This window comes from bacterium (genome assembly GCA_035281585.1).
Classification (GTDB): Bacteria; UBA10199; UBA10199; order DSSB01; family DSSB01; genus DATEDP01.
In genome coordinates, this window is the sequence record DATEDP010000111.1 from 21,248 (window position 1) to 43,345 (window position 22,098).

Here is a 22,098-nt window from a genome sequence, read left to right on the forward strand (position 1 = left end):
CTAGGAGGCCTTTTTGAAATCGAATTGCATGATCTGGCAGGATTTGGCGTGGCCCATCCCGCGCTTCAGGGCAGGGTACACCCGGGTCGCGGCGATGGCCATGGCCAATTCGATCAAGACGTCCCGTCCGTATTGGCTCTCGACCCGCCGGCGAAGCTCGTCGGCCTCGGGAGCGTTGGTGGCGACGGCGGTCGCATAGTCGAAGACCAGCTTGTCGTCGCCGCTGAGCTGCTCGGGCTGGCGGACCACCCGCTTCAACGTTTCGACATCGACGCCGGCTTCCCGGCTCATGTCGATGCCGAGCTGGAGGCAGGGGCCGCAGTCCTCGGTCTTGGCGGCGGCGAGGCCGGCCAGGGCATGGAGACGGACCGGCGCTTTCCGTCGATATTGGGAGAGCTTGGGCAGGTGGCTGAATTCCCGGGCCAGGCCCGGCGAGCTGTCGATGATTTCATGGAGATAGCCGGCGTCGTAGCCGTACTTCCGCTCCATTTTGGCGACGAAATAATGCAGGATTTTCTTAAGCATTTGTGGCTCCTTGCTTGGGGTTCCATCCTTAAGACGGTTCAGGAGCCGGAAATGGGACGAAGCCTATAATTTTTTCAAAAACTCGTTGAAATCGCGGAGCTCGGGGCTGTCCTGGATGATGAAGCTCCGGGTTTCGTCGCCGCTGTTCAGGGTGAAGGCGCCGGTGCCCTTGGCTCGATCCGCGGTGTGCAGCGCTTTGTTTTTCTCCAGCTTGCCCAGCCATTGTTGAAGCTGGGCGGTCTGCTTCGCGTCCAAGCGGCCTTGCCGGGCTTCGCCACCGCTATAGGTTCCGGTCGAGCTTTCCTCGGGCCGGATCGGCAAGTACTCGAATTGGGTCTCGCCGCCCTTGGTGTCTTGGCCGAAGCGGTAGCGGTTGGCGCTGCCGTCGCTGTAAGCCAGGCTCCAGGGAGGCTTCAGGCTTTCGCCGGCTTGAGCGGCTGAAGTCAGCAGAAGAAAGGCCAAAAAGAGGAAGCGTTTCATCAGTCGACATTAACATCGCTCCGAGATCGTTGACAAAGCCCTTCTTTATCCTTCTTCTAGTGCTATGGCCGAGGTGTTCAAAAACTTTCTCCAGGCCTTTCAAGGCCGGGCCGGCAAGTCTTGGGAGAGCGTGCAATCGCTGGCCGAGCTGAACCCGCGCTACCGCTCGGTCTTGAACGGCCTCGTCGGCGACGCCTTGGCCGAGCGGAAGAGCCGCCTGGCCATTCCGATGAGCCTGATCGGCGAGCCCGGCGGCGGAAAGCTCTGCGTCCTGGTCCACGGCCTCTGCGATTCCGAGGAGACCTGGCGCTTCGCCGAGGATCCGGCCCTGAGCTACGGCTCGCTCCTGCAAAGCGAATTCGGCTACACGCCGCTTTACCTGCGCTACAATACCGGTCTCCACATCTCGAGCAATGGCCGGGCCTTGGCCAAGCTGCTCACCGAGCTCGGTGAAAGCCAGCCCGGCGCCATCCAAGAGCTGGCCTTCATCGGTCACAGCATGGGCGGATTGGTGGTGCGAAGCGCCTGCCATTACGGCCAAGAGGCCGGCGCCAATTGGGCCCGGCGGGTGAAGAAGATCTTCCTGCTGGGAGTTCCCCATCTCGGCACAGATTTGGAGCGCTTGGGCAATTTGACCAGCGTCATCTTGCGGATGATTCCCAACCCGGTGACTTGGGGTCTGGCCAACTTGGGCAACCGGCGCAGCTCCGGGATCAAGGACCTGCGTTTCGGCTATTTAGTCGATGAGGATTGGAAGGATCAAAATCCCGACGCGCTTTGGATGGACAATCGCCACCCGGTGCCGCTGCTCGAAGGCACCGAGCACTATCTCATCGCCGGCAGCCTGGCCAAGGAGACCGAGAATTTTCTGGTTCGTTATTTCGGCGACGGCTTGGTCGGCGCCGGCAGCGCCGCCGGCCGGAGCCTGCGTCGGAGCAAGAGCATTCCCTTTGAGCCTGAGGCCTTGGCGGTGGTCAAGGGGGTTTCCCATGGAGCGCTGGCTCGCCATCCCAAAGTCTATGAACAGATCCGGCGAAGATTTTTACCGCCTTGACATCGAGGCAGGGCAATGCTGAAGAACTCGAATGACCCTGACGCCCTTGGACCAAGCCTTGCTCGCCGCTCAACAGGATCCCGAAAATCAGTCCTTGGTCGATCAGTTCTACGCCGCCTTCCTCGGCACGGTGCTGGTTGTTCCGATCTATGAGGTTCCGACCCATGTTCCGATGAACGTCCCGGTCGAGGCCGACGGAAAAACTCCGCTCAAGCCGATCGTGATCCCCAGTGGCGAAATTCACTACATCCCGGTCTTCGACAGCCTGCAAAAGATGGTTCAATGGGCCCAGGAAGAGGTCCGCTACATGCAGATCGAGGCCCACAGCTTTTTGGCCGGCCTCCACCCCGACATCTATTTGGCGTTGAATCCCGGTCAGGAGCTGGCCAAGGAGTTCGTTCCCGACGAAATCGCCTGGCTCAAGACCTGGACCGACGAGCGGGCCAAGAAGGAGGTCCTGCCGGCCGGGACCGAATTCAAATTCCAGGTGCCCAAGCGGATCCCTCACCTGCTCCAGTCCAAGCTCTTCGCTTATTTCGGCAAGAAGCCGGAGATCAAAGCCGCTTACTTGGTCAAATTCCAATATGGGCGGGAGCCGATGGGCTGGCTGCTGGTGGTCGACATGGCCAGCCGCAAGAATCAATTCGAGGATGTGGCCAAGGAGATCGGAACGGCGGTTCAAGGCGCCATGGGCAGCCAGGTCCGGCTCGATATCGTTTTAAAGAAGGGCGAGGAGCTGGATATGGAGATAGCCAAGGCCACTCCGCCTTTTTACGTCCGGCCCCATTTTCATTGAGCGACGCCGGCCTCGACGTCGGTGCGCGACAAAATCCCCATCAAGCGCGAAGTCGAATCGACCACCGGAATCCGCCGAATATTGAACTCGGCCATCGCCTGAGCGGCGCGGGAGACTTCGTCTTCGACCCGGCAGCTGATCGGTGTCCCGCTCATGATGTCGTGGACCCGCACCTTCCGGGGATCGCTGCCGGAGGCGGTCACCCGCATCGCCAAATCGCGGTCGGTGAGAATGCCGGTGAGCTTTTGCGATTCGAGGTCCTCGACCACCGGCAAGACGCCGATTTGGTCGACCTCCATCATCCGGGCCGCATGGTAGGCGGTATCCTCGGGCAGGCAGAATTTGACGTCCCGTGTCATCAAGTCTTTGCAACGCTTGGTGTTCATCGGGCACCTCCCGGTTCTCTCGGGCGCGTGCGTACCCCCTCGTGGAGTGCGGCATCGCCGGTTTTGGATTGTTCAACCTCGGACTTTGGAATTGTAAACGTCCGATCCTAGAAATGAACCCCTAAAATTGCCGCCACGGCATTTTTTCACTAATCGCAGCCACGCCAAGATGTAACCCATCTAGGGGATCGTCACCGTCAAAACATTTTCGCGTCCCACCGGGGTGTGGTCGTTCTCGGCCAGCGTCACCTTGATCGTGTGAGGCCCGGGACTCAGGTTGTGAAAGCTGAGCTTGGTGGCGGTGGTCGCAATGATCGGGCCGTTGTCGAGCTGATAATGAAGGTGGTTTTGTCCGGGCGCCGGCTTTCCGTTGGTCGAGTCGGGATCGACCATGTGAGTGCCGGCGACCTTGGTGTCCACGGTCGCGCTCTTCGTCTTGGCCTTCACCGCCGGATCCACCAGCTTGGCGTCGAAGGTGACCAGCCCGCCACCCTGAGTGTCCTTGACTTGGCTCGCTCCGGGGGCCGGAGCCGGCGCCGGCGCGGTGGTGGTCGGTTGAGTGCCGCCGTATTGAGCGAGGCCGTAGCCTCCGGTGAAGAGGAACGGGGCGCTCAACAGGCCGGCGAATAGAAACGAACGGATTGATCGGGTATCCATAGGACCCTCCTTACTCGCCCTTGCGATGGCCTTTTTGACCATGCTGCTTCATGACCGTGCGGGCCGCGACTTCCTTGGCCCGCTTGCCGTAACGGCCTTCCTTCCGGGCTCCTTCCAAAATGTGTTCGTATTGGCGCTGCTCTTTTTTTCCGGCGCCGCGGAGATGCTTTCTTCCAGGCATCTTCTCCTCCTTGTCTTAGGCGGCGGCCCGAGCCGAGGCTCGCAGCAGGCGCCTTTGAACCGTTTCCCAGTCGATGTTGGCGAAAAAGGCCTCGATGTACTTGGGTCGGTCCGCGGGTTTGTAATCCAATAGGAAGGCGTGCTCCCAGACGTCCATGACCAGGATGGGCTTGAAGGCGGCGACGTTGCCGATCTCGTGCAGGCTGATCCAGTGGTTGGAAAGCTGGCCGTTGGCCGGATCTTGGTAGCAGATCGCCCAGCCGACGCCCCGCATCTTGCCGACGCCGATGAAGTCGGCCTTCCAGGTTTCGTAATCCTTGAAGCTCTTGGCGGCGAATTGGCGGAAGTTCGAGTCCTTGGCCGGATCGCCGCCGGCGTTCTTTTTTAAATTTTCGAAGTAAAGCTCGTGAAGGACCATGCCGTTGTATTCGAAGCCGAGACGCCGCTTCAGCTCGGAATAGGCCGGCATCTCTTCTTGATCGACCCGTCCGTCCTTCAGGACCTCGGCGATCTTTTCGTGGAGGGCGTTGGTTTCCTTGACGTAGCCCTCGTAAAGCTTGAAGTGGGTTTCCAAGGTTTTATCGGAGATGCCGCTCAGCCCGCTCAAGGGAAACTGCCGTGCTTTATAGATGGGAACTTCCATAAAAATTCCTTCCCTCGGGAAGAACGCGGGGCGCCTCTCCGGAGCGACCCAGGAAGCGGGCGCCCCGCGTTCGGGGAGGGGTATTGGGAAGCTAAAATTCCTTCATTTTTTCCCGGCCGCCCTCATAAGTGTCGCGTGGGAATCGCTCGCCGATTTGCTGCTGCTCTTCCTCATGGCGAGGTGGAACTTCGTTCTGGCGGCGTTCGGTCGTCGGCCGACCGCTCTGGCCCTGTTCCGGGCGAGTGATGGCCCCGGGGTGTTTGCCGGCTTTTCTTGCCTTTTTTTCTTTTTTGGCCATTTCCGGCTCCTTTTAAAAAGTTAAACAAGTCATTTTGTCTAACTTTTTGTTTAAGTAATTTCCGGGATTGAACTTGATTTGTCAATATTTCGATCTATTAAAAGCGAGGCTTTGGGATATTTCGTCGCAATTCTGGCGGCTTAAGGCTGGAAAAAAATTCCTCCGGCGGAATCATTGACACTCCGCAGCGACATCGTTATAAGTGGGGTAGATATATATAGGACTTAATCAGTCCAATATAAAAACAATTCACAGCCTGGCGGGGCTCAAAATTTTGAAATTTAAAGATTTTTTGCTGATAATTTTCAGCGTTATGTAAGATCAAAACGGTCGGAGAATGATCCATTTCAATAAAAAAACCGAGTACGCTTTGCTCGCCATTGAGGTCATGGTCCGCAAGGAGCAGCAAGGTCAGCCGGTGACCAGCGCCCGGGAGATCTCCCAGACCTGCCACATTCCCTACCCGCTATTGGCCAAGGTCCTGCAAAAGCTGGCGGCCCACGGAATGATCCGGGCCTTCCAGGGAACCAAGGGCGGCTATGTCCTGACCAAGCGGCCGAGCGACATCACCGTCGCCCACATCGTCGAGGTTTTCGACGGCCCCTTCGCCTTGGCCGAGTGCTTCAACGGCGAAAAGATCACCTGCCCGCAATGGGACGGATGCCTGATCAAGGATCCCTTCTACGAGCTTAACCATAAGATTTACAACTTGCTGGCCCAAACCACGGTCGCCGATCTGTCGGGCAAGAAGGAAAAGCCGGCGACCCAGGAGTCCTTATGACACCGCCCAATGCCGCTTTGGAAGAACTGACTCAGCAGGATTACAAGTACGGCTTCGTCACCGCGGTCGAGGAAGACCGCATCCCCAAGGGTTTGAACGAAGAGACCGTGCGCCTCCTCTCGGCCAAGAAGAACGAGCCCGAATTCATGCTGGAGTGGCGGCTCAAGGCCTATCGGCATTGGCTCACGATGAAGGAGCCGACTTGGCAGAACGTCCACTACGCCCCGATCGACTACAACGACATCTATTACTATTCGGCGCCCAAGCAGAAGGTGAAGCCCAAGAGCCTGGATGAGGTCGATCCCGAGATCCTCGAGACCTTCAACAAGCTCGGCATCTCGCTGGCCGAGCAGGAGCGGCTCACCGGCGTGGCGGTCGACGCGGTCTTCGACAGCGTCTCGGTCGGCACCACTTTCAAGGAAAAGCTGAAAGAGCTGGGGATCATCTTTTGCTCCTTCTCGGAGGCGGTCCAGGACCATCCCGACCTGGTGAAGAAATATCTCGGCTCGGTGGTGCCCTACAGCGACAACTTCTTCGCCACCCTCAACTCGGCGGTGTTCAGCGACGGCTCCTTCGTCTACATCCCGAAGGGCGTGCGCTGCCCGATGGAGCTCTCGACTTACTTCCGGATCAACGCCTCCGAGACCGGCCAATTCGAGCGGACCCTGATCGTCGCCGACGAAGGCAGCTACGTCAGCTACCTCGAGGGCTGCACCGCCCCGATGCGCGACGAGAACCAGCTCCACGCCGCGGTGGTCGAGCTGATCGCCTTGGGCGACGCCCAGATCAAGTATTCGACGGTCCAGAACTGGTACCCCGGCGACAAGGAAGGGAAGGGCGGAATCTTCAATTTCGTCACCAAGCGCGGGAAGTGCGCGGGCAAGAATTCCAAGATTTCCTGGACCCAGGTCGAGACCGGCTCGGCCATCACTTGGAAATACCCGAGCTGCATCCTCCAGGGCGACAATTCGGTCGGCGAGTTCTACTCGGTGGCGGTGGCCAACAATTACCAGCAGGCCGACACCGGCACCAAGATGATCCACATCGGCAAGAACACCAAGAGCACCATCGTCTCCAAGGGCATCTCGGCCGGCCACGGCCAGAACACCTACCGGGGGCTGGTCAAGATCCAGAAGGGCGCCGTGGGCGCCCGCAACTACTCCCAGTGCGACTCGCTGCTGATGGGCGACAAGTGCGGAGCCCACACCTTCCCCTACATCGAGATCAAGAACAGCTCGGCCCAGATGGAGCACGAGGCGACGACCTCGAAGATCGGGGAGGATCAGCTTTTCTACTGCAAGCAGCGCGGCATCTCCGAGGAAGACGCGGTCAACATGATCGTCAACGGCTTCTGCAAGCAGGTCTTCAAGGAGCTGCCGATGGAGTTCGCGGTCGAAGCCCAGAAATTGCTCAGCGTGAGTTTGGAAGGAAGTGTCGGTTAAGGAAGCGGATGAGGAAGCGCCCCTAAAGGGGCTTGCTACATTATTGTAGCAAGGGGCTTTAGCCCCGCCTTGGTTAGGAAGGATATTCAATGCTGTTAGAGATAAAAAATCTTCATGCCAAAGTAGAGGACAAGGAAATCCTCAAGGGCATCAACCTCCAGGTGAAGGCCGGCGAAGTCCACGCCATCATGGGCCCCAACGGCTCGGGCAAGAGCACCTTGGCCCAGGTCCTGGCCGGCCGCGAGAACTTCGAGGTCACCCAGGGCGAGGTCCGCTACCAGGGCAAAAACCTGCTGGCGATGGACGTCGAAGAGCGCTCCCGCGAAGGGATCTTCCTGGCCTTTCAATACCCGATCGAAATTCCCGGCGTGAGCAACGCCCATTTCCTGAAGACCGCGCTCAACGCGATCCGCAAGCACCGCGGCCAGGAAGAGCTCGACGCCATCGACTTCCTGGCCTTGGTCAAGGAGAAGATGAAGCTGCTCCAGATGGACCCCGGCTTCCTCAACCGCGGCGTCAACGAGGGCTTCTCGGGCGGCGAGAAGAAGCGAAACGAGATTTTGCAGATGGCCATGCTCGATCCCAAGCTGGCCCTGCTCGACGAGACCGACTCCGGCCTCGACATCGACTCGCTCAAGATCGTGGCCGGCGGGGTCAATGCCCTGCGCAATTCCGAGCGCGGCATCATCCTGGTCACCCACTACCAGCGGCTCCTCGATTACATCGTGCCCGACCAGGTCCACGTCCTCTCGGCCGGCCAGATCGTGACTTCCGGCGACAAGGAGCTGGCCCTCCACCTCGAGGAGCGGGGCTACGGCTGGGTCCTGGGCCAGGAAGCGAAAGCGGCGGGGGCCTAGGCGATGGCGACCAATTTCCAAGAGCAGTTCGATCAGGAAAGGCCGCTGGCCGGCCCGGCTTTCTGGCGGAACCTCCGCCGCCAAGGCTTGGAGCGCTTCGCGGACTTGGGTTTTCCGACTCGCCGCTTGGAGGCCTGGAAGTACACCGGCGTCCAAGGCATCGCCGAAGGCGATTTCCGCTTAGCCAAGGACAAGGAGCTGGCCAATTTCACGCTCGAGGAGATGCATCGCCTGGCCTTCAGCATTTTGCCGGGGCCGCGGCTGGTTTTCCTCAACGGATTTTTCCATCCGGTGCTTTCGGATTTGAACGGCCTGCCGGCGGGGGTGAAGGTCAAGAGCCTGGCCCAAGCCTTGCTGGAAGAGCCGGCCCGGATCGAAGCCGCGCTCGGCAGCCGGGTGAAGGTGGAGGACCGGGCTTTCGCGGCCTTGAACGCGGCTTTCTTAAGCGACGGCGCCTTCATCTGCCTGCCGAAGGGCGTCGAAGTGGCGGCCCCGATCCAGCTGCTCTTCGTCTCTCGTTCCAACGGTCAGGCGACGATCTCCCACCCCCGGGTCTTGATCCTGGCCGAGGCCGGGTCCAAGGCCTCGGTGATCGAGACCTACGTCGGCGCCGGCTCCTACTTCACCAACGCGGTGACCGAGATCCTGGTCGAGGCGGGCGCCCAGCTCGAGCACGTCAAGCTCCAGGGCGAAAGCGAGTCGGCCTTCCACGTCGCCTCGATCGGCGTCCATCAGGAGCGCGACAGCCGCTATGCCAACCATTCGATCTCGCTCGGCGCGGCCCTGGCCCGCCACGACATCGAGACCGTCCTCGACGCCGAGGGCGCCTTCGGCGCTCTGAACGGGCTTTACATGGTGACCGGCAAGCAGCACGTCGATCACCACACCAATATCGAGCACGCCAAGCCTCACGGCGGCAGCGTCGAGCTCTACAAGGGCATCCTCGACGGCCAATCTCAGGCCGTCTTCGACGGCCGGATCCTGGTGAAGCCCGACGCCCAGCAGACTTCCTCCCAGCAGACCAACAAAAACCTGCTGCTCTCCGACGAGGCCTTGGTCAACACCAAGCCCTTGCTCGAAATTTTCGCCAACGATGTGAAATGCAGCCACGGCGCCACCATCGGCCGGCTCGACGAGAACCAGGTCTTCTACCTCCGGTCCCGCGGCATCGACCAGAGCCTGGCCCGGAGCCTGCTGACCTACGCCTTCGCCAGCGACCTCTTGGCGGCCTTGCCCCACGAACCGCTGCGCGAGCGCCTCAAGGGCTTGATTTTCTCGCGGCTGATGCCGGGAAAGGAGGCCGCGTGAGCCAGACCTCGGTCCAAGCCAAGCCGGCGACGAATGCCGGCCTCCATTGGGATGTCCAAAGGCTGCGCAAGGACTTCCCGATCCTTTCGACCCTGGCCCAGGGCAAGCCCTTGGTCTATCTCGACAATGCCGCGACTTCGCAGAAGCCCCAGATCGTCATCGACCGACTGGCCAAGTACTACGAATCGGAGAACGCCAACATCCATCGCGGCGTCCACATGCTGAGCGAGAAGGCCACCGAGGAGTACGAGCACGCTCGGACCAAGATCCAGCATTTTCTCAACGCCAAGGAAGCCCGCGAGATTATCTTCGTCCGCGGCGCGACCGAGGCGATCAATTTGGTGGCCCAGAGCTGGGGCTGGAAAAATATCAAGCCGGGCGACGAGATCCTGATCACCAACCTCGAGCATCATTCCAACATCGTGCCCTGGCAGATGCTCTGCGAGCGGAGCGGCGCGGTCCTCAAGGTGGTGCCGATCAACGACGCCGGCGAGCTGATTTTGGAAGAATTCGAGAAGCTGCTCGGCCCCAAGACCAAGCTGCTGGCGGTCAACCAGGTTTCCAACGGCCTCGGCACGATCAATCCGGTTCGCTGGATGATCGAGCAGGCCCACGCCCAGGGCGTGCCGGTGCTGATCGACGGCGCCCAGGCCGTGCCTCATCTCAAGGTCGACGTCCGGGCTTTGGACGCCGACTTCTACGTCTTCTCGGGCCACAAGCTCTTCGGCCCCACCGGCATCGGCGTGCTCTACGCCAAGGCTCATCTGCTCGAGGCGATGCCGCCTTGGCAGGGCGGCGGCGACATGATCTCCTCGGTCACTTTCGAGAAGAGCACTTACAACGTCGTTCCCTATAAATTCGAGGCCGGCACCCCCGACATCTCGGGCGCGATCGGCTTGGGCGCGGCGGTCGATTACCTGAACAGCATCTGCTTCGGCGGCGCCGCAGCCTACGAGCACGAGCTGCTCGAGTACGGCACCGCCCTGCTCCAGGAGATCCCGGGACTCAAGATCGTCGGCACCGCCAAGGAGAAGGCCAGCGTCCTCTCCTTCACGATGGGCGACATCCATCCCCATGACATCGGGACGGTGCTCGACCTCGAGGGCGTCGCGATTCGCACCGGCCATCACTGCAACATGCCGCTGATGAAACGGCTGGGCCTGGCGGCCACCGCCCGGGCCTCGATGGCTTTCTACAACACCAAGGAAGAGCTCGACGTCCTGGCGCGCTCGCTCCGCAAGGTGAAAGAGGTGTTCGGCTGATGTCGGAATTGAGCGAACTTTACCAAGAGGTCATCCTCGACCATAACAAGCAGCCGCGGAATTACCGCAAGCTCGAGGACGCCAACCGTCAGGCCGAGGGCTATAACCCGCTCTGCGGCGATCAGCTCACCGTCTACCTCAAGATGGACGGTGACAAGCTGGCCGACATCGGCTTCCTCGGCTCGGGTTGCGCGATCTCCAAAGCCTCGAGCTCGATGATGACCAGCTCGGTCAAGGGCAAGAGCGAGGCCGAGATCGAGGAGCTTTTCCAAAAATTCCACCAGATGGTCACCGGGAAGCCCCACGCGCCGGTGCCGGAAGGGCTGGGCAAGCTGGAGGTCTTCTCCGGCGTCTGCGAGTTTCCCTCGCGGGTCAAGTGCGCCAGCCTGGCCTGGCACACGCTGCGCTCGGCCCTGAAAAATGCCGGCGAGACCGTCTCGACTGAAGCGGAGGAGGCCGGCGATGACGGTTACGCCCATCGATAAATCGGTGCTGGAGCAAAAGGTGATCGAAATGCTGTCGACTTGCTACGACCCCGAGATTCCGGTGAACATCTACGAGCTGGGACTGATCTACAAGATCGATATCGACGAGAGCAAGAACGTGCGGCTCGACATGACCCTGACCTCGCCGATGTGCCCGGTGGCCGGTTCCTTGCCCGGCGAAGTCCAATCGAAGGTCCAAACCATCGAGGGGATCGGCGAGGTGAAAGTCGATTTGGTCTGGGAGCCGCCCTGGGGTCCCGACAAGATGTCGGAAGCGGCGAAGCTTCAGCTCAACGTGCCGTTATAAAAGCCCGTCATCCTTCGTCCAGGATGACATTTGCCGCTCAGGATGCCCCGGTCAGACCTTTCGCAATCTTCTCCAGCGACTGCCGGATCGTCGCCGCGCCCAATAGGTAAATGTCGTTGTGCCCGCCCTCGGGGATTTCATAGAGCTCGGCTTGATCCTGCCAATGGCGCTTGAGCTCCCGGCTCATGTTCACCGGAACGATCTCGTCCTCATCGCCATGAATGAGGGTCACCGGCGCTTGGATCTTGTCCCAAAAGCCCTTCACCTCGAAGCGGGCATCCTTGAAATAAAGGTCCGGCGTCATCGGATAGAGGGCCTGGGCCACCTCGACCATCGAGGTCATGGCCGAGAGCAGGAATAAATGGGCGACCTTGCGCTGGGCCGCCAGATACATCGCCGCCGGCGTGCCCAGCGACCAGGCCGCCACCACCACCGGAAGGCCCGGACAGAGATTCTTGGCGACATAGTCGTAGGCGTCCAGCCCGGCCTGGTAAAATGAGCTTTCGCCGGGAACGCCCGGACAGTGACCATAGCCCGGAAATTCGACCAGGACCGTGAGCCAGGTTTCGCGTCGGAAGAAGGGCGGGACATAGTCGAGATCCTCCACCACCTCGGCATTGCCGTGAAAATAAAGGGCCACGGCCTTGGCTTGGTGCGGATCGATCTGGTCGTCGACCAGGAGGTAGATCCGGCGGCCCTCGGCTTCAGCCGCGATCGGAGTGCCGAAGGCGTTCGGCTTGTGCGGGTAGTCGGCGCCGGGGAAGATCAGGTTCATGGCGGAATTTTGATCCTTTCGGCTGCAAAGATCAAATGCCGCGCGTAGTGCGCCCTCCGTAGGCTTCACTTTCCCTTGACGAGTTTCTCTTCGTCTTGAGCCATTTGGTCGTACTTTGCCGCCGTTTCCAAGGCTTTCTCCTTCAGCTGGGAGCAATGGGCCTGGAAGGTATTTTCCATGCCTTTGTAGTGGACGTGGCTCTTTTTATAATCCGTGTGCATGGTATCGTGAGCCGCTGCTTTTTTCCTGTAATCCTCAGCCTGAGCCCTATAATATTCGGCCAAGCCTTTGTGGTCTCCGGCGGCGATGGCTTGATCCACATCAAATTTTTGCTCGGCGCCCATTGCTGAGTTCAAATGCGCACCGAGTCCCATGACCATGATGAAAGCGATTAATGAGATGATTTTTCGCATATATGACTCCTTCCTTTTCCCGAGCTTCCAAGAAAAGGCCATCAAAGAACATGAGAGAGGTCATGAATGCGGGATGATTTTTATCAGCAGCCGGCCGCTATGACCTGACAAAGAAAGATTTTCCTTATGAATTCAACGCCGGTGATAAATCACGCCTCCACGCTCCGTCTCCGCCGGATGGGGATCAATACCCACCAGGAACCGGTGGTTTACATGCGGGAGGACTGCCACATTTGCCGGGCCGAGGGCTTCACGGCCCACTCTCGGGTTCTCATCACCACTTCTTCCAAAAGCATCATCGCGACCTTAAATATGGTTAGTGGAGATTTCCTCATTCTGGAAGAAGCGGGCCTCTCGGAGGCAGCTTGGCGCCTTCTTGCGCCGCAAGAGGGAGAAACGGCGCACTTTTCTCATGCGCCGGCCCTGGATTCCTTAAGTCATTTGAGGTCGAAGGTCTACGGAAAGAGCCTGGAGGAAGGGGCCTATCAGGAGATCATGCGGGATATCACCGCCGGATTTTACTCGGACGTCGAATTGTCCTCCTTCGTGACGGCCTGCGCGGGCAGCCGCATGACCCATGACGAAATCTTCTATCTCACCCGGGCGATGGTTCAGGCGGGCGATCAACTGAAATGGGATAATGGACCCATTGTTGACAAGCATAGCGTCGGAGGTTTGCCCGGCAATCGAACGACCCTGCTCATCGTTCCCATTGTGACCTGCCTGGGCCTGACCATGCCCAAGACTTCCTCGCGGGCCATCACTTCACCCGCCGGCACTGCCGACACCATGGAGGTTTTGGCTCCGGTCGACCTCTCCCTACCTCAGATGCGGAAAGTCGTGGAGCAGGAAGGTGGATGCATCCTCTGGGGTGGGGCGGTCCATCTAAGCCCCGCGGATGACACCTTGATCCGGATTGAGCGGGCCTTGGACCTGGATAGCGAAGGCCAATTGGTGGCATCGGTGCTTTCCAAGAAGGCCGCCGCCGGCTCAACCCATCTCGTTCTCGATGTGCCGGTCGGCCCTACGGCCAAGGTCCGTTCGGCCGAGGAAGCGGTCAAGCTCATCAAGGTATTGGAAATGATCGGATCCCGCTTGGGAATGAAGTTGAAGGCGGTCATGACGGATGGCTCCCAACCGGTCGGGCGAGGGATTGGTCCGGCCTTGGAGGCCATGGATGTCTTATCCATCCTTCGGGGCGACCCCCAAGCTCCTCAAGACCTCAGGCGCCGAGCTCTGGTCTTGGCGGGAGCCCTGTTGGAGCTTTCGGGCAAGGTCGACGTCGGTCGAGGGTTTGAAACGGCGGAATCCATATTGAATGACGGGCGAGCCTTGAAAAAATTTCGGGCGATTTGCGAGGCTCAGGGGGGAATGAGAGAGCCGCCCCGCGCGGACTTTTCTTACGTCCTCGAAGCAAAAAGCCCAGGTCAGGTGGCACAAATCGACAATCGAAAGCTGGCTCGGGTCGCCAAGTTCGCGGGAGCCCCGGCCGCCCCCGCTGCCGGCGTCGAGATCCATGTCCGGCTGGGAGATCGGGTCGAAAAAGGGCAGCCGCTTCTCAGCATTTTCGCGGAGACTCGGGGCGAGCTGGCCTATTCCTTTGACTATCTTTCGGTGCATTTGAATCTTATCGACGTGAAGGTTTGATGAAGCCTTTAATTTTTCCCAGCGAGGATTGGGGGCATTTAGCTCGAAGTCTTTGCCGGTTTCTTCCGGCTGAAAGAGGGAAGCTCGAGGCCCGGTCTTTCCCTGACGGCGAAACTTACCTGCGGATTCGATCCGCTTGCGGCAATCGCCACGCGGTCATTGCGGCCGATTTGAGCCAACCGGATCCAAAAATCCTTAAGCTCATTTTCCTTGCCGAAACCTTGCGGGCTCAAGGCGCAAGTCCCATCGGGCTCGTTGCGCCCTACCTCCCCTATATGCGCCAAGATAAATCCTTCCATCAAGGCGAGGCGGTCACTTCGAAAAGCTTTGCCAATCTTTTATCCGGCCGATTCGATTGGCTGGTCACGGTGGACCCCCATCTCCATCGTTACCGCAGCCTCTCGGAAGTTTATACGATCCCCACCCGGGTCGTTCCTGCGGCGCCTGCAATCGCAGGCTGGATCCGGCGGCGAGTGCGAAAACCCTTTCTTATCGGGCCCGACCAAGAAAGCGAGCAGTGGGTCTCCAAGATCGCGGAGGGAGCCAAGGCACCCTTTGTGATCCTCCACAAGGAGCGCCGGGGCGACCGAAAGGTCACCGTTTCCGCTTCCGGCCTAAACGTTTGGCAGAACCATAGGCCCGTCCTGGTGGATGACATTATTTCCACCGGCAATACCATGATGGAAACGATCCGCCGTTTGAAACGAGCCGGATTTAAAGCGCCGATCTGCATCGGCGTTCATGGGATATTTTCCGGCTCGGCCTATGAGGATTTGCTGAACGCGGGAGCGGGAGAGGTCGTTACAACCAACACCATCCCCCATTCCACAAATAAGATCGACCTCGGCCGAGTATTGGCGGATGCGGCACGGCCGCTTTTAAAGCAATTCTAAGATCGGGGACCATTCAATGGAGCTTCATTCTCACCGCGAGGGGCATGATCATCACCGGATGATGATCAAGGATTTCAAAAAACGTTTTTGGATCTCCCTGGCCTTGACCTTTCCCATCATGGCTCTTTCCCCCATGATCCAAGGTCTCCTTCGCATAAATCTGCGCTTTCGGGGAGACATGGAGATCCTCTTGTTTCTCTCCTCCATCGTCTACTTCTACGGCGGCTGGCCTTTTTTAAAAGGCCTCTATTCCGAATTGAAGGGCAAAAGCCCGGGAATGATGACGCTTATCGGTCTCGCAATCTCGGTGGCGTATATCTACAGCTCCGCGATCGTCTTTGGATTGCAGGGGATGGATTTCTTTTGGGAGCTCGTCACCCTGATCGACATCATGCTCCTCGGCCACTGGCTGGAGATGAAATCCATCTTGGGGGCCTCGCGGGCCCTTGAGCTATTGGTCCAGTTGATGCCTTCCACCGCCCATCGCATAAAAGGGGATCAAATAGAGGATATCCCGCTGGAGGAGCTCGACAAGGGAGACATGATTCTCATTAAGCCGGGAGAAAAAGTTCCTGCCGATGGAGAAATTTTGGAGGGCGAAAGTCACCTTAACGAATCCATGCTCACCGGGGAATCCAAGCCAGTCAAAAAGGGAGAAGGTGACCAAGTGATCGGCGGCTCCATCAATGGAAGCGGCTCTCTGAGAATTAAGGTCCTTCACACGGGCAAAGATTCCTACCTGGCAAAGGTCATCCATCTTGTCCAGGAAGCCCAAAAAACAAAATCCAAGACACAACGGCTGGCCGATCGGGCCGCTCAGTGGTTGACGATCATCGCGCTCGTTACCGGGATCGGCACTTTTACCTTTTGGATACTTTGGGGCGAGTCGCTTGTTTTCTCTTTGGAGCGAATGGTGACGGTCATGGTCATCTCGTGCCCTCACGCCCTTGGTCTCGCCGTTCCCTTAGTGGTGGCGATCTCCACCGCCCTTTCGGCCCAGAGCGGCCTCTTGATCCGCAATCGCACGGCCTTTGAGAATTCCCGAAAGATCTCCACCATCGTCTTCGACAAAACCGGGACCCTCACCTTGGGTGAATTTGGCGTCATCCGGTTTGAAACGGCCACGGCTGATTTTTCTCGGGAAGAAATTCTCCGTCTTGCGGCGGCATTGGAGCAGAATTCCGAGCACCCCATCGCCGTAGGAATTCTGAAGGAGGCAAAAAGGCTGAAATTGAGCTCGCTCAAGGCCGACGCCTTTAAAAATCTTACTGGCAAGGGAATTGAAGCGGTGGTGGAGGGTAAGGAGGTGAAGGTTGTCAGCCCGGGCTACCTGAAAGAAAAAAACCTTGAGTATCCAAATGGCGCCTTTACCAATGCCGCCGAAACCGTGGTTTTTGTGGTGGTTCGGGACAAAATTGCCGGGTTCATCGCGTTGGCCGACAAGGTTCGTCCGGAGAGTTCCAAGGCAATCGAAACCTTCCGACGGAATAAGATCAAGATCATGATGGCCACGGGGGATAACCAAATTGTGGCTGAAGCGGTCAGCAAGGAATTAGGATTAGATGGATACTTCGCCGAGGTCCTTCCTCATCAGAAAGTGGAGATTGTCAAAGAATTGCAGGCCGAGGGCGAGTTCGTGGCCATGACCGGAGATGGTGTCAACGATGCGCCGGCCTTGGCGCAGGCGGATGTGGGGATCGCCGTAGGGTCGGGGACGGACGTGGCAGCGGAGACCGCGGACATTATTCTGGTGAATAGCAATCCCAAAGATATCGCGGCCTTAATCCTCTTTGGAAAGGCAACCTATCGAAAAATGATCCAGAATCTATTGTGGGCGACCGGATACAATACGGTCGCGGTCCCTTTGGCCGCGGGAGTGCTTTACAAGATCGGAATACTCCTCAGCCCGGCGCTGGGGGCGGTCTTCATGAGTCTGAGCACGATCATTGTCGCTTTCAACGCGCAATTATTGAAAAGAGAGCAGGCCTCGACTGAAGAGAAATTCCAGGAGCTATGATTGAGGCTTCAGATGAGAGCTTGCGGACGGGAGGTCATTATGAAGAAGCGAGTCCCTATGATTATCTTGATCGTCGTGCTGGCAGCGGTTTTTTATACGGCTATAACTTATCAATACAAGCCCGAACTTTGTCCGCTGCATTGGTAAATCGTTCCTCATATCGGATCAAACTGAATTTTATTTAATTTTTCGGGGCCGAGCGGCGATAATCGAAACACCATGTCCAAAGATCCGCAAAATGACATCCTGACCGGCCACGGAGCCTTTGGGGTGGAGTATGTGCCGAAGCGATACCGGGCCGAAGTCGTCGCCGGCCGGGTCTACGGCGGGAAGCTCGGCGACTTGGAGCCGGGCAAGGCCAAGGCGATTCCGCTCGACCGCTTCACCATCGCCCTTTTTCGGGTCGAGGACGAGTTTTACGCGATCAAGGACGCCTGCCCCCACGCCGATTACCCGCTTTCCAAGAGCCTCTTGGTTTCGCGCTACACCGTGATGTGCTCCTCGCACAATTGGCAGTTCGACATTCGCGACGGCCATTGCGTCAAGATCGGCCATTGCGGCAAGGCGCCGGTCGAGCTGAGCGTCCGGACCTTTCCGGTCGAGATTGAAGGCGAGGATCTCTGGATCCGGGTGGAGGAGAAATGAAGCAGGCCCCATTCAATCTCCAAAGCCATGCCCATTGCCTGCTGCGGAGCTATCACCATTGGTTGGGAAAGGACTTGGTTCCGCCGGCCGGCGACCCGGTCCTGGCCCTCGATTCGGTGGCTTTTCCGATTCTGAGCCACGGCACCGAGGTCGATCCGATCTTGAATTACGGCAACCGGGCTGCTCTCAATCTCTGGGAGATGGAGTGGGAGGAGTTCACCCGGACTCCCTCGCGGCTCACCGCCGAGGCGCCGATTCGTGAGGAGCGGGCCCGGCTTTTGGCCGAGGTCGCCGAAAAAGGCTTCATCGAGAATTATTCGGGGGTCCGCATCTCCAAAAGCGGCCGCCGCTTCCGCATGTCCGGCGGCACGGTCTGGAACCTCCTCGACGAAGCCGGCCTGCCGGCCGGCCAGGCCGCCACTTTCCAGTCCTGGGTCGAAATTTGAATTCCAGCCTGCAATTTTTTTTCGAGCCCGACGACTATTTCGGGGCTTGGCGCGAGGCCGTGAAAGCGGCGAAACGCAGCGTCGACGTCGAGATGTATATCTTTCAGGACGACGCCGTCGGCCAACCCTTCGCCGAGCTCTTGGCGGTGAAGGCCCAGCAAGGCTTGAAAGTCCGGGTCCTCTACGACTCGGTCGGGAGCCGCGAAGCTTCCGAGGGCCTTTGGTTCATGCTCGAAGAGAACGGCGTTCAGGTCCAGGAGTACCACCCGTTTTTCCCCCTGCCGCGCAAGCTCCGCCGCCGCGATCACCGCAAGGTCCTGCTCGTCGACAGCCAAGTCGGCTTCCTCGGCGGCTTCAACCTGATGGCCGAGAATTGGCGCGACGCCGGAGTCCGGATGACCGACCCTCATCTGGTCGGCCGGTTGCAAACGCTCTTCGATTATTCTTGGGAAGGCCGGGAGCAGGTGCTTCGCCGGCTGAGCCGACGGCGGCGCCAACGCTGGGGCGAGGACGGGATCCAGCTCGTTCCGAGCTTCGGAGTTCGCCGCCTCAACCTGATCCGCCAGGAATACCTCGGGGCCATCGTCCACGCCGAGCGGCGCATCGAGTTGGCCAATGCCTATTTCATCCCCGACCGCGGCATGTTGCGGGCCCTCCGCCGGGCTTCCAAGCGCGGGGTCGCGGTTCGTATCCTCTGCACCGGTCCGAGCGACGTGCCGATGGCCCGCTGGGCTTCGCAGCACAATTATTCGCGTCTGCTGCGCGACGGCGTCCGGATCTTCGAGTTCCAGCCCCGGATGATGCACGCCAAGACCGCGGTGATCGACGGAAGCTGGTTCACGGTCGGAACGGCCAACATCGACCACTTGAGCTTCTTCCATAATTTGGAATTGAACCTGGTCGGTCGCGACGCGGCGGCGGCCCGGGAGCTGGAAGCCCAGTTCGAACGCGACTTGCTCGACTCCCGGGAGATCCGGCTCGAGGAATGGGAACAGCGGCCGGCTTGGCGCCGGCGGCGGGAGCGGTTTTGGCACATGTTCCGGGCTTGGATGTGAGCCGGAGGGGTCATCCCGAACGAAGTGAGGGATCCTTGCGGAACCTCTTGTCATTAAGGGCCTCCGCAAGGATTCCTCGTCGCTTCGCTCCTCGGAATGACAAGATGATCAACGCCTTCTCTGCGCGAGCCAAACTAAAAATCCCAGGCTCAATAAAATGCCGCTGCGCAGGAAGACTTCGGCCGGAAAAGTGAAAACCAAGGCCAGGCAGCTCAGGGCGCCCAGGATCGGAAAGATCCAAGGCACGACCATGCCTTCGTGGGGCTCCTTCCGCTTTTTGACCTTGAGCAGGCTCAAGTGGACGAAGAAGAAGACGCCGAGGATCAACAAGCTCGTCGTTTGAGCCAGGGCCTTGAGGCTGCCGGTGAAGACCAGCAAGAGCACGATGCCGCCGGCGGCCAGGACGCCGATCCAAGGCGTGCTCCGCCGGGCATGGACCCGGCCGAACATCGGCGGAAGCAATTTCTCCTCGGACATGCCGTAAATCAAGCGGGAGGCCATGATGAGGTTGACCAGGCCGGTGTTGGCGATGGCCAGGATCGCGACGATGGCGAAATATTCCGGCACCTTGTTCCAGCCCACCGCTTCGAAGACCAGCAGCAGCGGCGTCTTGGACTCGCCGATGGCTTCCCGGGGAACGAGGAGCAGCAGGACCAGCGCCACCGAGATGTAGAGAACGGTGGCGATGGCCAGGGCGATCAAGATGGCCCGCGGCAGATCGCGGGCCGGATGCTTGCTTTCCTCGGCCAAATTGCTGAGGTCCTCGAAACCGATGTAGGCATAGAAGGCGATGGTGATGCCTCCGATCACGCCGGCATAGTTCCAGTCGTGCAACAGCTTTTGACCGAAGGCTCCGAGATCTTGAGAGCCCAGGCCGACGAAGCCGGCCACGATCACCGCCAGCAAGCCGCCGACCTCGACCGAGGTCAGGACGGCATTGACCCGGGCCGATTCTTGGATTCCCCAAAAGCTGAGGAAGGACATGCTCCCGACCAGGAGGAGCCGGCCGATCACCGGCGGGAAGGCCGGGAAAATCTCTTGCAGGTAGTTGCCGAAGGCGACGGTGACCGTGGAAGCCGAGACCAAGCCGGTGCCGAGGACCAGGACGCCGATCATGGTGCCGGCGAAGCGGCCCGGAAAGGCCCGGCCGACGAAGGCCGCGGCGCCGCCGGCCACCGGAAATCGGGCGCTGAGCTCGGCATAGCTCAAGCCGGTCAGCCCGGCCACCACCGCCGCCACCAAGAAAGTCAGCCAGGCCCCGCTGCCGGCCGAGCCGACGACCTTGCCGACCAAGGCGTAGATTCCGGCGCCGAGGATGTCGCCCACGCCATAGACGGCGAGGGAGAAGAATCCCAGGCGACGGGCCAGCTTGCTCATGCTTGAAGGATCCCTTGCCAGAGGATGTCGGGAACTCCGGCCCGTTTGTTGACCAGCCGGGCCAGGACGAAGAACCAGTCCGAAAGCCGATTGAGGTAGATCAGCAGGTCGGAGCGGATGGCCTGGTCGTGGGAGAGCTTGACCACCGCCCGTTCGGCCCGGCGGCAGACGGTGCGGGCTTGATGAAGGAAGGCCGCGGCCGCTTCACCGCCGGGGAGGACGAATTTCTTCAGCGGCTCGAGCTCGTTTTCCCAGGCGTCGATGTCTTGCTCCAGGGCCTGGCTGTGGGCGGCTTGGATGAAGCCGGCGGCCATCTCCGGCGAGGGAGTGACCGTCGCCAGCTCGGCCCCGACGACGAAGAGCTGCTTTTGGATCTCGAGCAGGCGATCGGCCAAAGGCTCCGCTTTTTTCAAGGCGGCGATGACGCAGCCGACGACGCTGTTCAGCTCATCGACCTCGCCGTAAGCCGCGATCCGCTCGCTGTCTTTGGGGTAGGGGCCGCCGCCGAAGAGGAAGGTTTGGCCGCGGTCGCCTTTCTTGGTGTAGATCTTCACCGGCTTTCCTCCTCCCGGTATTCGGCGTAAGAAGAGGGCGTTTCCCAGAGCCGGACCGAAAGCACCGGCAAGCCCCGTTTCTTGGCATCCTCGAAGATGAGCCGGGCGATGTTCTCGGCGGTGGGATTGTCTTCCATCACGAAAATCGGCTCGCCCAGATCCTGGAGGACCTTGACCAAGACGTCGTCGCGACGGAGCAGCATTTTGTGATCGAGCTCCTCATCGAGAAAACGCTTCACTGCGGCCTTGATGTCGACGAAGTCGATGACCATGCCGCGACGGTCGAGCTGGCCGGCGCCGAATTCGATCTGGACCAAGCCGTTGTGGCCATGGGGATGGGCGCATTTGCCATCGTAGTCGAGCAGGCGGTGGCCGTAGCAAAAGCTCAATTCTTTGACGACCCGATACATTACTTGATGCTCCTTCCTCCATCGACGTGGATCAGCGACCCGGTCATGTAGTCGCCCTCGATCAGGAACTTCACGGCGTGGGCGATGTCCTCGGGCTTTCCGATCCGTTGCAGCGGAGTTTGGCTCAGCACCGAGCGCAGCACTTCGGGACCCAGATCGTCAGGCCACATCACCGGTCCGGGTAGGATGGTGTTGACCTGGACCCGAGGGGCCAGCGATTTGGCCAAGCCTTGGCTGACCGCGACCAAGGCCGCTTTGCTGGCGCAGTAGGGGACATACTGGGTGTAAGGCCGCAGCGCCGCCCAATCGGCGATGTTGACAATTTTGCCCCGGCCGCGCTGCTTCATTTTAAGGCCCAAGGCCTCGCTGAGGAAGAAGGGAGCCCGGGCATTGACGCTGAACAGG

General features: G+C 59.6%; 28 protein-coding genes. 15 read left to right on the top strand and 13 right to left on the bottom strand.

Features of this window, described 5'->3' with window-relative positions; genetic code table 11:
• Together VJR29_08975 and VJR29_08980 are read right to left on the bottom strand one after the other, a co-directional pair.
• Positions 1–525: a hypothetical protein gene (locus tag VJR29_08975; GenBank protein ID HKY63538.1), complete on the bottom strand. Its 525-nt coding sequence runs from the start codon at positions 523–525 to the stop codon at positions 1–3.
• Positions 526–588: 63 nt separating this feature from the next.
• Positions 589–1,005, bottom strand: coding sequence for a hypothetical protein (locus VJR29_08980; GenBank protein HKY63539.1), 417 nt, complete (start codon positions 1,003–1,005; stop codon positions 589–591).
• Positions 1,006–1,069: 64 nt separating this feature from the next.
• On the opposite strand from VJR29_08980, the gene VJR29_08985 reads away from it, so the two are divergent.
• Complete coding sequence (locus VJR29_08985; GenBank protein ID HKY63540.1) at positions 1,070–2,059, top strand: alpha/beta fold hydrolase; 990 nt, start codon at positions 1,070–1,072, stop codon at positions 2,057–2,059.
• Positions 2,060–2,090: 31 nt separating this feature from the next.
• Positions 2,091–2,855, top strand: a complete 765-nt coding sequence (locus VJR29_08990) for an enhanced serine sensitivity protein SseB C-terminal domain-containing protein (protein ID HKY63541.1) — start codon at positions 2,091–2,093, stop codon at positions 2,853–2,855.
• Here the strand turns inward: VJR29_08990 and VJR29_08995 are convergent.
• The 5 genes from VJR29_08995 to VJR29_09015 form a co-directional block, all read right to left on the bottom strand.
• Entirely contained in the window at positions 2,849–3,241 is a 393-nt protein-coding gene (locus tag VJR29_08995) for a CBS domain-containing protein (GenBank protein HKY63542.1), read from the bottom strand. The two genes, VJR29_08990 and VJR29_08995, sit on opposite strands and share 7 nt — an antisense overlap.
• Before the next feature lie 180 nt (positions 3,242–3,421).
• On the bottom strand, positions 3,422–3,898 hold the full coding sequence (locus VJR29_09000; protein HKY63543.1) for a hypothetical protein: 477 nt from the start codon (positions 3,896–3,898) through the stop codon (positions 3,422–3,424).
• Positions 3,899–3,908: 10 nt separating this feature from the next.
• A complete protein-coding gene (locus tag VJR29_09005) occupies positions 3,909–4,079 on the bottom strand; it encodes a hypothetical protein (GenBank protein HKY63544.1) in 171 nt (56 codons plus the stop codon).
• 15 nt (positions 4,080–4,094) lie between these two features.
• Positions 4,095–4,721, bottom strand: a complete 627-nt coding sequence (locus VJR29_09010) for a Fe-Mn family superoxide dismutase (protein HKY63545.1) — start codon at positions 4,719–4,721, stop codon at positions 4,095–4,097.
• Positions 4,722–4,812: 91 nt separating this feature from the next.
• Positions 4,813–5,019, bottom strand: a complete 207-nt coding sequence (locus tag VJR29_09015) for a hypothetical protein (GenBank protein ID HKY63546.1) — start codon at positions 5,017–5,019, stop codon at positions 4,813–4,815.
• A 337-nt stretch (positions 5,020–5,356) separates the two neighbouring features.
• Between VJR29_09015 and VJR29_09020 the strand changes: the two genes are divergently transcribed.
• The 7 genes from VJR29_09020 to VJR29_09050 all read left to right on the top strand — a co-directional run bounded on the left by VJR29_09020 (position 5,357) and on the right by VJR29_09050 (position 11,461).
• Complete coding sequence (locus VJR29_09020) at positions 5,357–5,800, top strand: Rrf2 family transcriptional regulator (protein HKY63547.1); 444 nt, start codon at positions 5,357–5,359, stop codon at positions 5,798–5,800.
• Entirely contained in the window at positions 5,797–7,242 is a 1,446-nt protein-coding gene (gene sufB, locus VJR29_09025; protein ID HKY63548.1) for a Fe-S cluster assembly protein SufB, read from the top strand. Before VJR29_09020 ends, sufB begins: the two co-directional genes overlap by 4 nt.
• Before the next feature lie 92 nt (positions 7,243–7,334).
• The gene (gene sufC, locus VJR29_09030) at positions 7,335–8,099 is read left to right on the top strand and encodes a Fe-S cluster assembly ATPase SufC (GenBank protein HKY63549.1); all 765 of its coding nucleotides are present in this window, start codon (positions 7,335–7,337) and stop codon (positions 8,097–8,099) included.
• 3 nt (positions 8,100–8,102) lie between these two features.
• Complete coding sequence (gene sufD, locus VJR29_09035; GenBank protein HKY63550.1) at positions 8,103–9,407, top strand: Fe-S cluster assembly protein SufD; 1,305 nt, start codon at positions 8,103–8,105, stop codon at positions 9,405–9,407.
• Positions 9,404–10,669 (top strand): cysteine desulfurase, encoded by a 1,266-nt coding sequence (locus VJR29_09040; protein HKY63551.1) that lies wholly within the window; start codon positions 9,404–9,406, stop codon positions 10,667–10,669. The genes sufD and VJR29_09040 overlap by 4 nt, the downstream gene beginning before the upstream one ends.
• Positions 10,666–11,154, top strand: a complete 489-nt coding sequence (locus VJR29_09045) for an SUF system NifU family Fe-S cluster assembly protein (protein ID HKY63552.1) — start codon at positions 10,666–10,668, stop codon at positions 11,152–11,154. The genes VJR29_09040 and VJR29_09045 overlap by 4 nt, the downstream gene beginning before the upstream one ends.
• Entirely contained in the window at positions 11,132–11,461 is a 330-nt protein-coding gene (locus VJR29_09050) for an SUF system Fe-S cluster assembly protein (GenBank protein ID HKY63553.1), read from the top strand. The genes VJR29_09045 and VJR29_09050 overlap by 23 nt, the downstream gene beginning before the upstream one ends.
• A 37-nt stretch (positions 11,462–11,498) precedes the next feature.
• Here the strand turns inward: VJR29_09050 and VJR29_09055 are convergent, their stop codons facing one another.
• The gene (locus tag VJR29_09055) at positions 11,499–12,236 is read right to left on the bottom strand and encodes an alpha/beta hydrolase (protein ID HKY63554.1); all 738 of its coding nucleotides are present in this window, start codon (positions 12,234–12,236) and stop codon (positions 11,499–11,501) included.
• 65 nt (positions 12,237–12,301) lie between these two features.
• Positions 12,302–12,649, bottom strand: coding sequence for a hypothetical protein (locus tag VJR29_09060; GenBank protein ID HKY63555.1), 348 nt, complete (start codon positions 12,647–12,649; stop codon positions 12,302–12,304).
• Between the two features lie 126 nt (positions 12,650–12,775).
• On the opposite strand from VJR29_09060, the gene VJR29_09065 reads away from it, so the two are divergent.
• The 6 genes from VJR29_09065 to VJR29_09090 all read left to right on the top strand — a co-directional run bounded on the left by VJR29_09065 (position 12,776) and on the right by VJR29_09090 (position 19,352).
• The gene (locus VJR29_09065) at positions 12,776–14,296 is read left to right on the top strand and encodes a thymidine phosphorylase family protein (GenBank protein HKY63556.1); all 1,521 of its coding nucleotides are present in this window, start codon (positions 12,776–12,778) and stop codon (positions 14,294–14,296) included.
• On the top strand, positions 14,296–15,189 hold the full coding sequence (locus VJR29_09070) for a ribose-phosphate pyrophosphokinase (protein ID HKY63557.1): 894 nt from the start codon (positions 14,296–14,298) through the stop codon (positions 15,187–15,189). The genes VJR29_09065 and VJR29_09070 overlap by 1 nt, the downstream gene beginning before the upstream one ends.
• A gap of 16 nt (positions 15,190–15,205) precedes the next feature.
• Positions 15,206–17,206 carry a copper-translocating P-type ATPase gene (locus VJR29_09075; GenBank protein ID HKY63558.1) on the top strand — a complete coding sequence of 667 codons (2,001 nt, stop codon included), beginning with the start codon at positions 15,206–15,208 and terminating at the stop codon, positions 17,204–17,206.
• A 219-nt stretch (positions 17,207–17,425) separates the two neighbouring features.
• On the top strand, positions 17,426–17,851 hold the full coding sequence (locus VJR29_09080) for a Rieske (2Fe-2S) protein (protein HKY63559.1): 426 nt from the start codon (positions 17,426–17,428) through the stop codon (positions 17,849–17,851).
• Positions 17,848–18,297: an MEKHLA domain-containing protein gene (locus VJR29_09085; GenBank protein HKY63560.1), complete on the top strand. Its 450-nt coding sequence runs from the start codon at positions 17,848–17,850 to the stop codon at positions 18,295–18,297. The genes VJR29_09080 and VJR29_09085 overlap by 4 nt, the downstream gene beginning before the upstream one ends.
• Positions 18,294–19,352: a phospholipase D-like domain-containing protein gene (locus VJR29_09090; GenBank protein HKY63561.1), complete on the top strand. Its 1,059-nt coding sequence runs from the start codon at positions 18,294–18,296 to the stop codon at positions 19,350–19,352. The genes VJR29_09085 and VJR29_09090 overlap by 4 nt, the downstream gene beginning before the upstream one ends.
• A gap of 108 nt (positions 19,353–19,460) precedes the next feature.
• On the opposite strand, the gene VJR29_09095 is transcribed toward VJR29_09090, so the two are convergent.
• From VJR29_09095 to VJR29_09110, 4 genes are all read right to left on the bottom strand, one after another.
• Positions 19,461–20,729: an amino acid permease gene (locus tag VJR29_09095; GenBank protein ID HKY63562.1), complete on the bottom strand. Its 1,269-nt coding sequence runs from the start codon at positions 20,727–20,729 to the stop codon at positions 19,461–19,463.
• Positions 20,726–21,283 carry a cob(I)yrinic acid a,c-diamide adenosyltransferase gene (locus VJR29_09100; protein HKY63563.1) on the bottom strand — a complete coding sequence of 186 codons (558 nt, stop codon included), beginning with the start codon at positions 21,281–21,283 and terminating at the stop codon, positions 20,726–20,728. Before VJR29_09100 ends, VJR29_09095 begins: the two co-directional genes overlap by 4 nt.
• A complete protein-coding gene (locus tag VJR29_09105; protein HKY63564.1) occupies positions 21,280–21,693 on the bottom strand; it encodes a 6-carboxytetrahydropterin synthase in 414 nt (137 codons plus the stop codon). The genes VJR29_09100 and VJR29_09105 overlap by 4 nt, the downstream gene beginning before the upstream one ends.
• Positions 21,693–22,098: SDR family oxidoreductase (locus VJR29_09110; GenBank protein ID HKY63565.1), on the bottom strand; the 406-nt coding region annotated here is incomplete at its 5' end. The genes VJR29_09105 and VJR29_09110, both read right to left, overlap by 1 nt.

Bases quoted from the DNA above. Each gene is read 5' to 3' on its own strand.
- VJR29_08975 (HKY63538.1), bottom strand. From the start codon at position 525: ATGCTTAAGAAAATCCTGCATTATTTCGTCGCCAAAATGGAGCGGAAG.
- VJR29_08980 (HKY63539.1), bottom strand. From the start codon at position 1,005: ATGAAACGCTTCCTCTTTTTGGCCTTTCTTCTGCTGACTTCAGCCGCT.
- VJR29_08985 (HKY63540.1), top strand. From the start codon at position 1,070: ATGGCCGAGGTGTTCAAAAACTTTCTCCAGGCCTTTCAAGGCCGGGCC.
- VJR29_08990 (HKY63541.1), top strand. From the start codon at position 2,091: ATGACCCTGACGCCCTTGGACCAAGCCTTGCTCGCCGCTCAACAGGAT.
- VJR29_08995 (HKY63542.1), bottom strand. From the start codon at position 3,241: ATGAACACCAAGCGTTGCAAAGACTTGATGACACGGGACGTCAAATTC.
- VJR29_09000 (HKY63543.1), bottom strand. From the start codon at position 3,898: ATGGATACCCGATCAATCCGTTCGTTTCTATTCGCCGGCCTGTTGAGC.
- VJR29_09005 (HKY63544.1), bottom strand. From the start codon at position 4,079: ATGCCTGGAAGAAAGCATCTCCGCGGCGCCGGAAAAAAAGAGCAGCGC.
- VJR29_09010 (HKY63545.1), bottom strand. From the start codon at position 4,721: ATGGAAGTTCCCATCTATAAAGCACGGCAGTTTCCCTTGAGCGGGCTG.
- VJR29_09015 (HKY63546.1), bottom strand. From the start codon at position 5,019: ATGGCCAAAAAAGAAAAAAAGGCAAGAAAAGCCGGCAAACACCCCGGG.
- VJR29_09020 (HKY63547.1), top strand. From the start codon at position 5,357: ATGATCCATTTCAATAAAAAAACCGAGTACGCTTTGCTCGCCATTGAG.
- sufB (HKY63548.1), top strand. From the start codon at position 5,797: ATGACACCGCCCAATGCCGCTTTGGAAGAACTGACTCAGCAGGATTAC.
- sufD (HKY63550.1), top strand. From the start codon at position 8,103: ATGGCGACCAATTTCCAAGAGCAGTTCGATCAGGAAAGGCCGCTGGCC.
- VJR29_09050 (HKY63553.1), top strand. From the start codon at position 11,132: ATGACGGTTACGCCCATCGATAAATCGGTGCTGGAGCAAAAGGTGATC.
- VJR29_09055 (HKY63554.1), bottom strand. From the start codon at position 12,236: ATGAACCTGATCTTCCCCGGCGCCGACTACCCGCACAAGCCGAACGCC.
- VJR29_09060 (HKY63555.1), bottom strand. From the start codon at position 12,649: ATGCGAAAAATCATCTCATTAATCGCTTTCATCATGGTCATGGGACTC.
- VJR29_09065 (HKY63556.1), top strand. From the start codon at position 12,776: ATGAATTCAACGCCGGTGATAAATCACGCCTCCACGCTCCGTCTCCGC.
- VJR29_09070 (HKY63557.1), top strand. From the start codon at position 14,296: ATGAAGCCTTTAATTTTTCCCAGCGAGGATTGGGGGCATTTAGCTCGA.
- VJR29_09075 (HKY63558.1), top strand. From the start codon at position 15,206: ATGGAGCTTCATTCTCACCGCGAGGGGCATGATCATCACCGGATGATG.
- VJR29_09080 (HKY63559.1), top strand. From the start codon at position 17,426: ATGTCCAAAGATCCGCAAAATGACATCCTGACCGGCCACGGAGCCTTT.
- VJR29_09085 (HKY63560.1), top strand. From the start codon at position 17,848: ATGAAGCAGGCCCCATTCAATCTCCAAAGCCATGCCCATTGCCTGCTG.
- VJR29_09095 (HKY63562.1), bottom strand. From the start codon at position 20,729: ATGAGCAAGCTGGCCCGTCGCCTGGGATTCTTCTCCCTCGCCGTCTAT.
- VJR29_09105 (HKY63564.1), bottom strand. From the start codon at position 21,693: ATGTATCGGGTCGTCAAAGAATTGAGCTTTTGCTACGGCCACCGCCTG.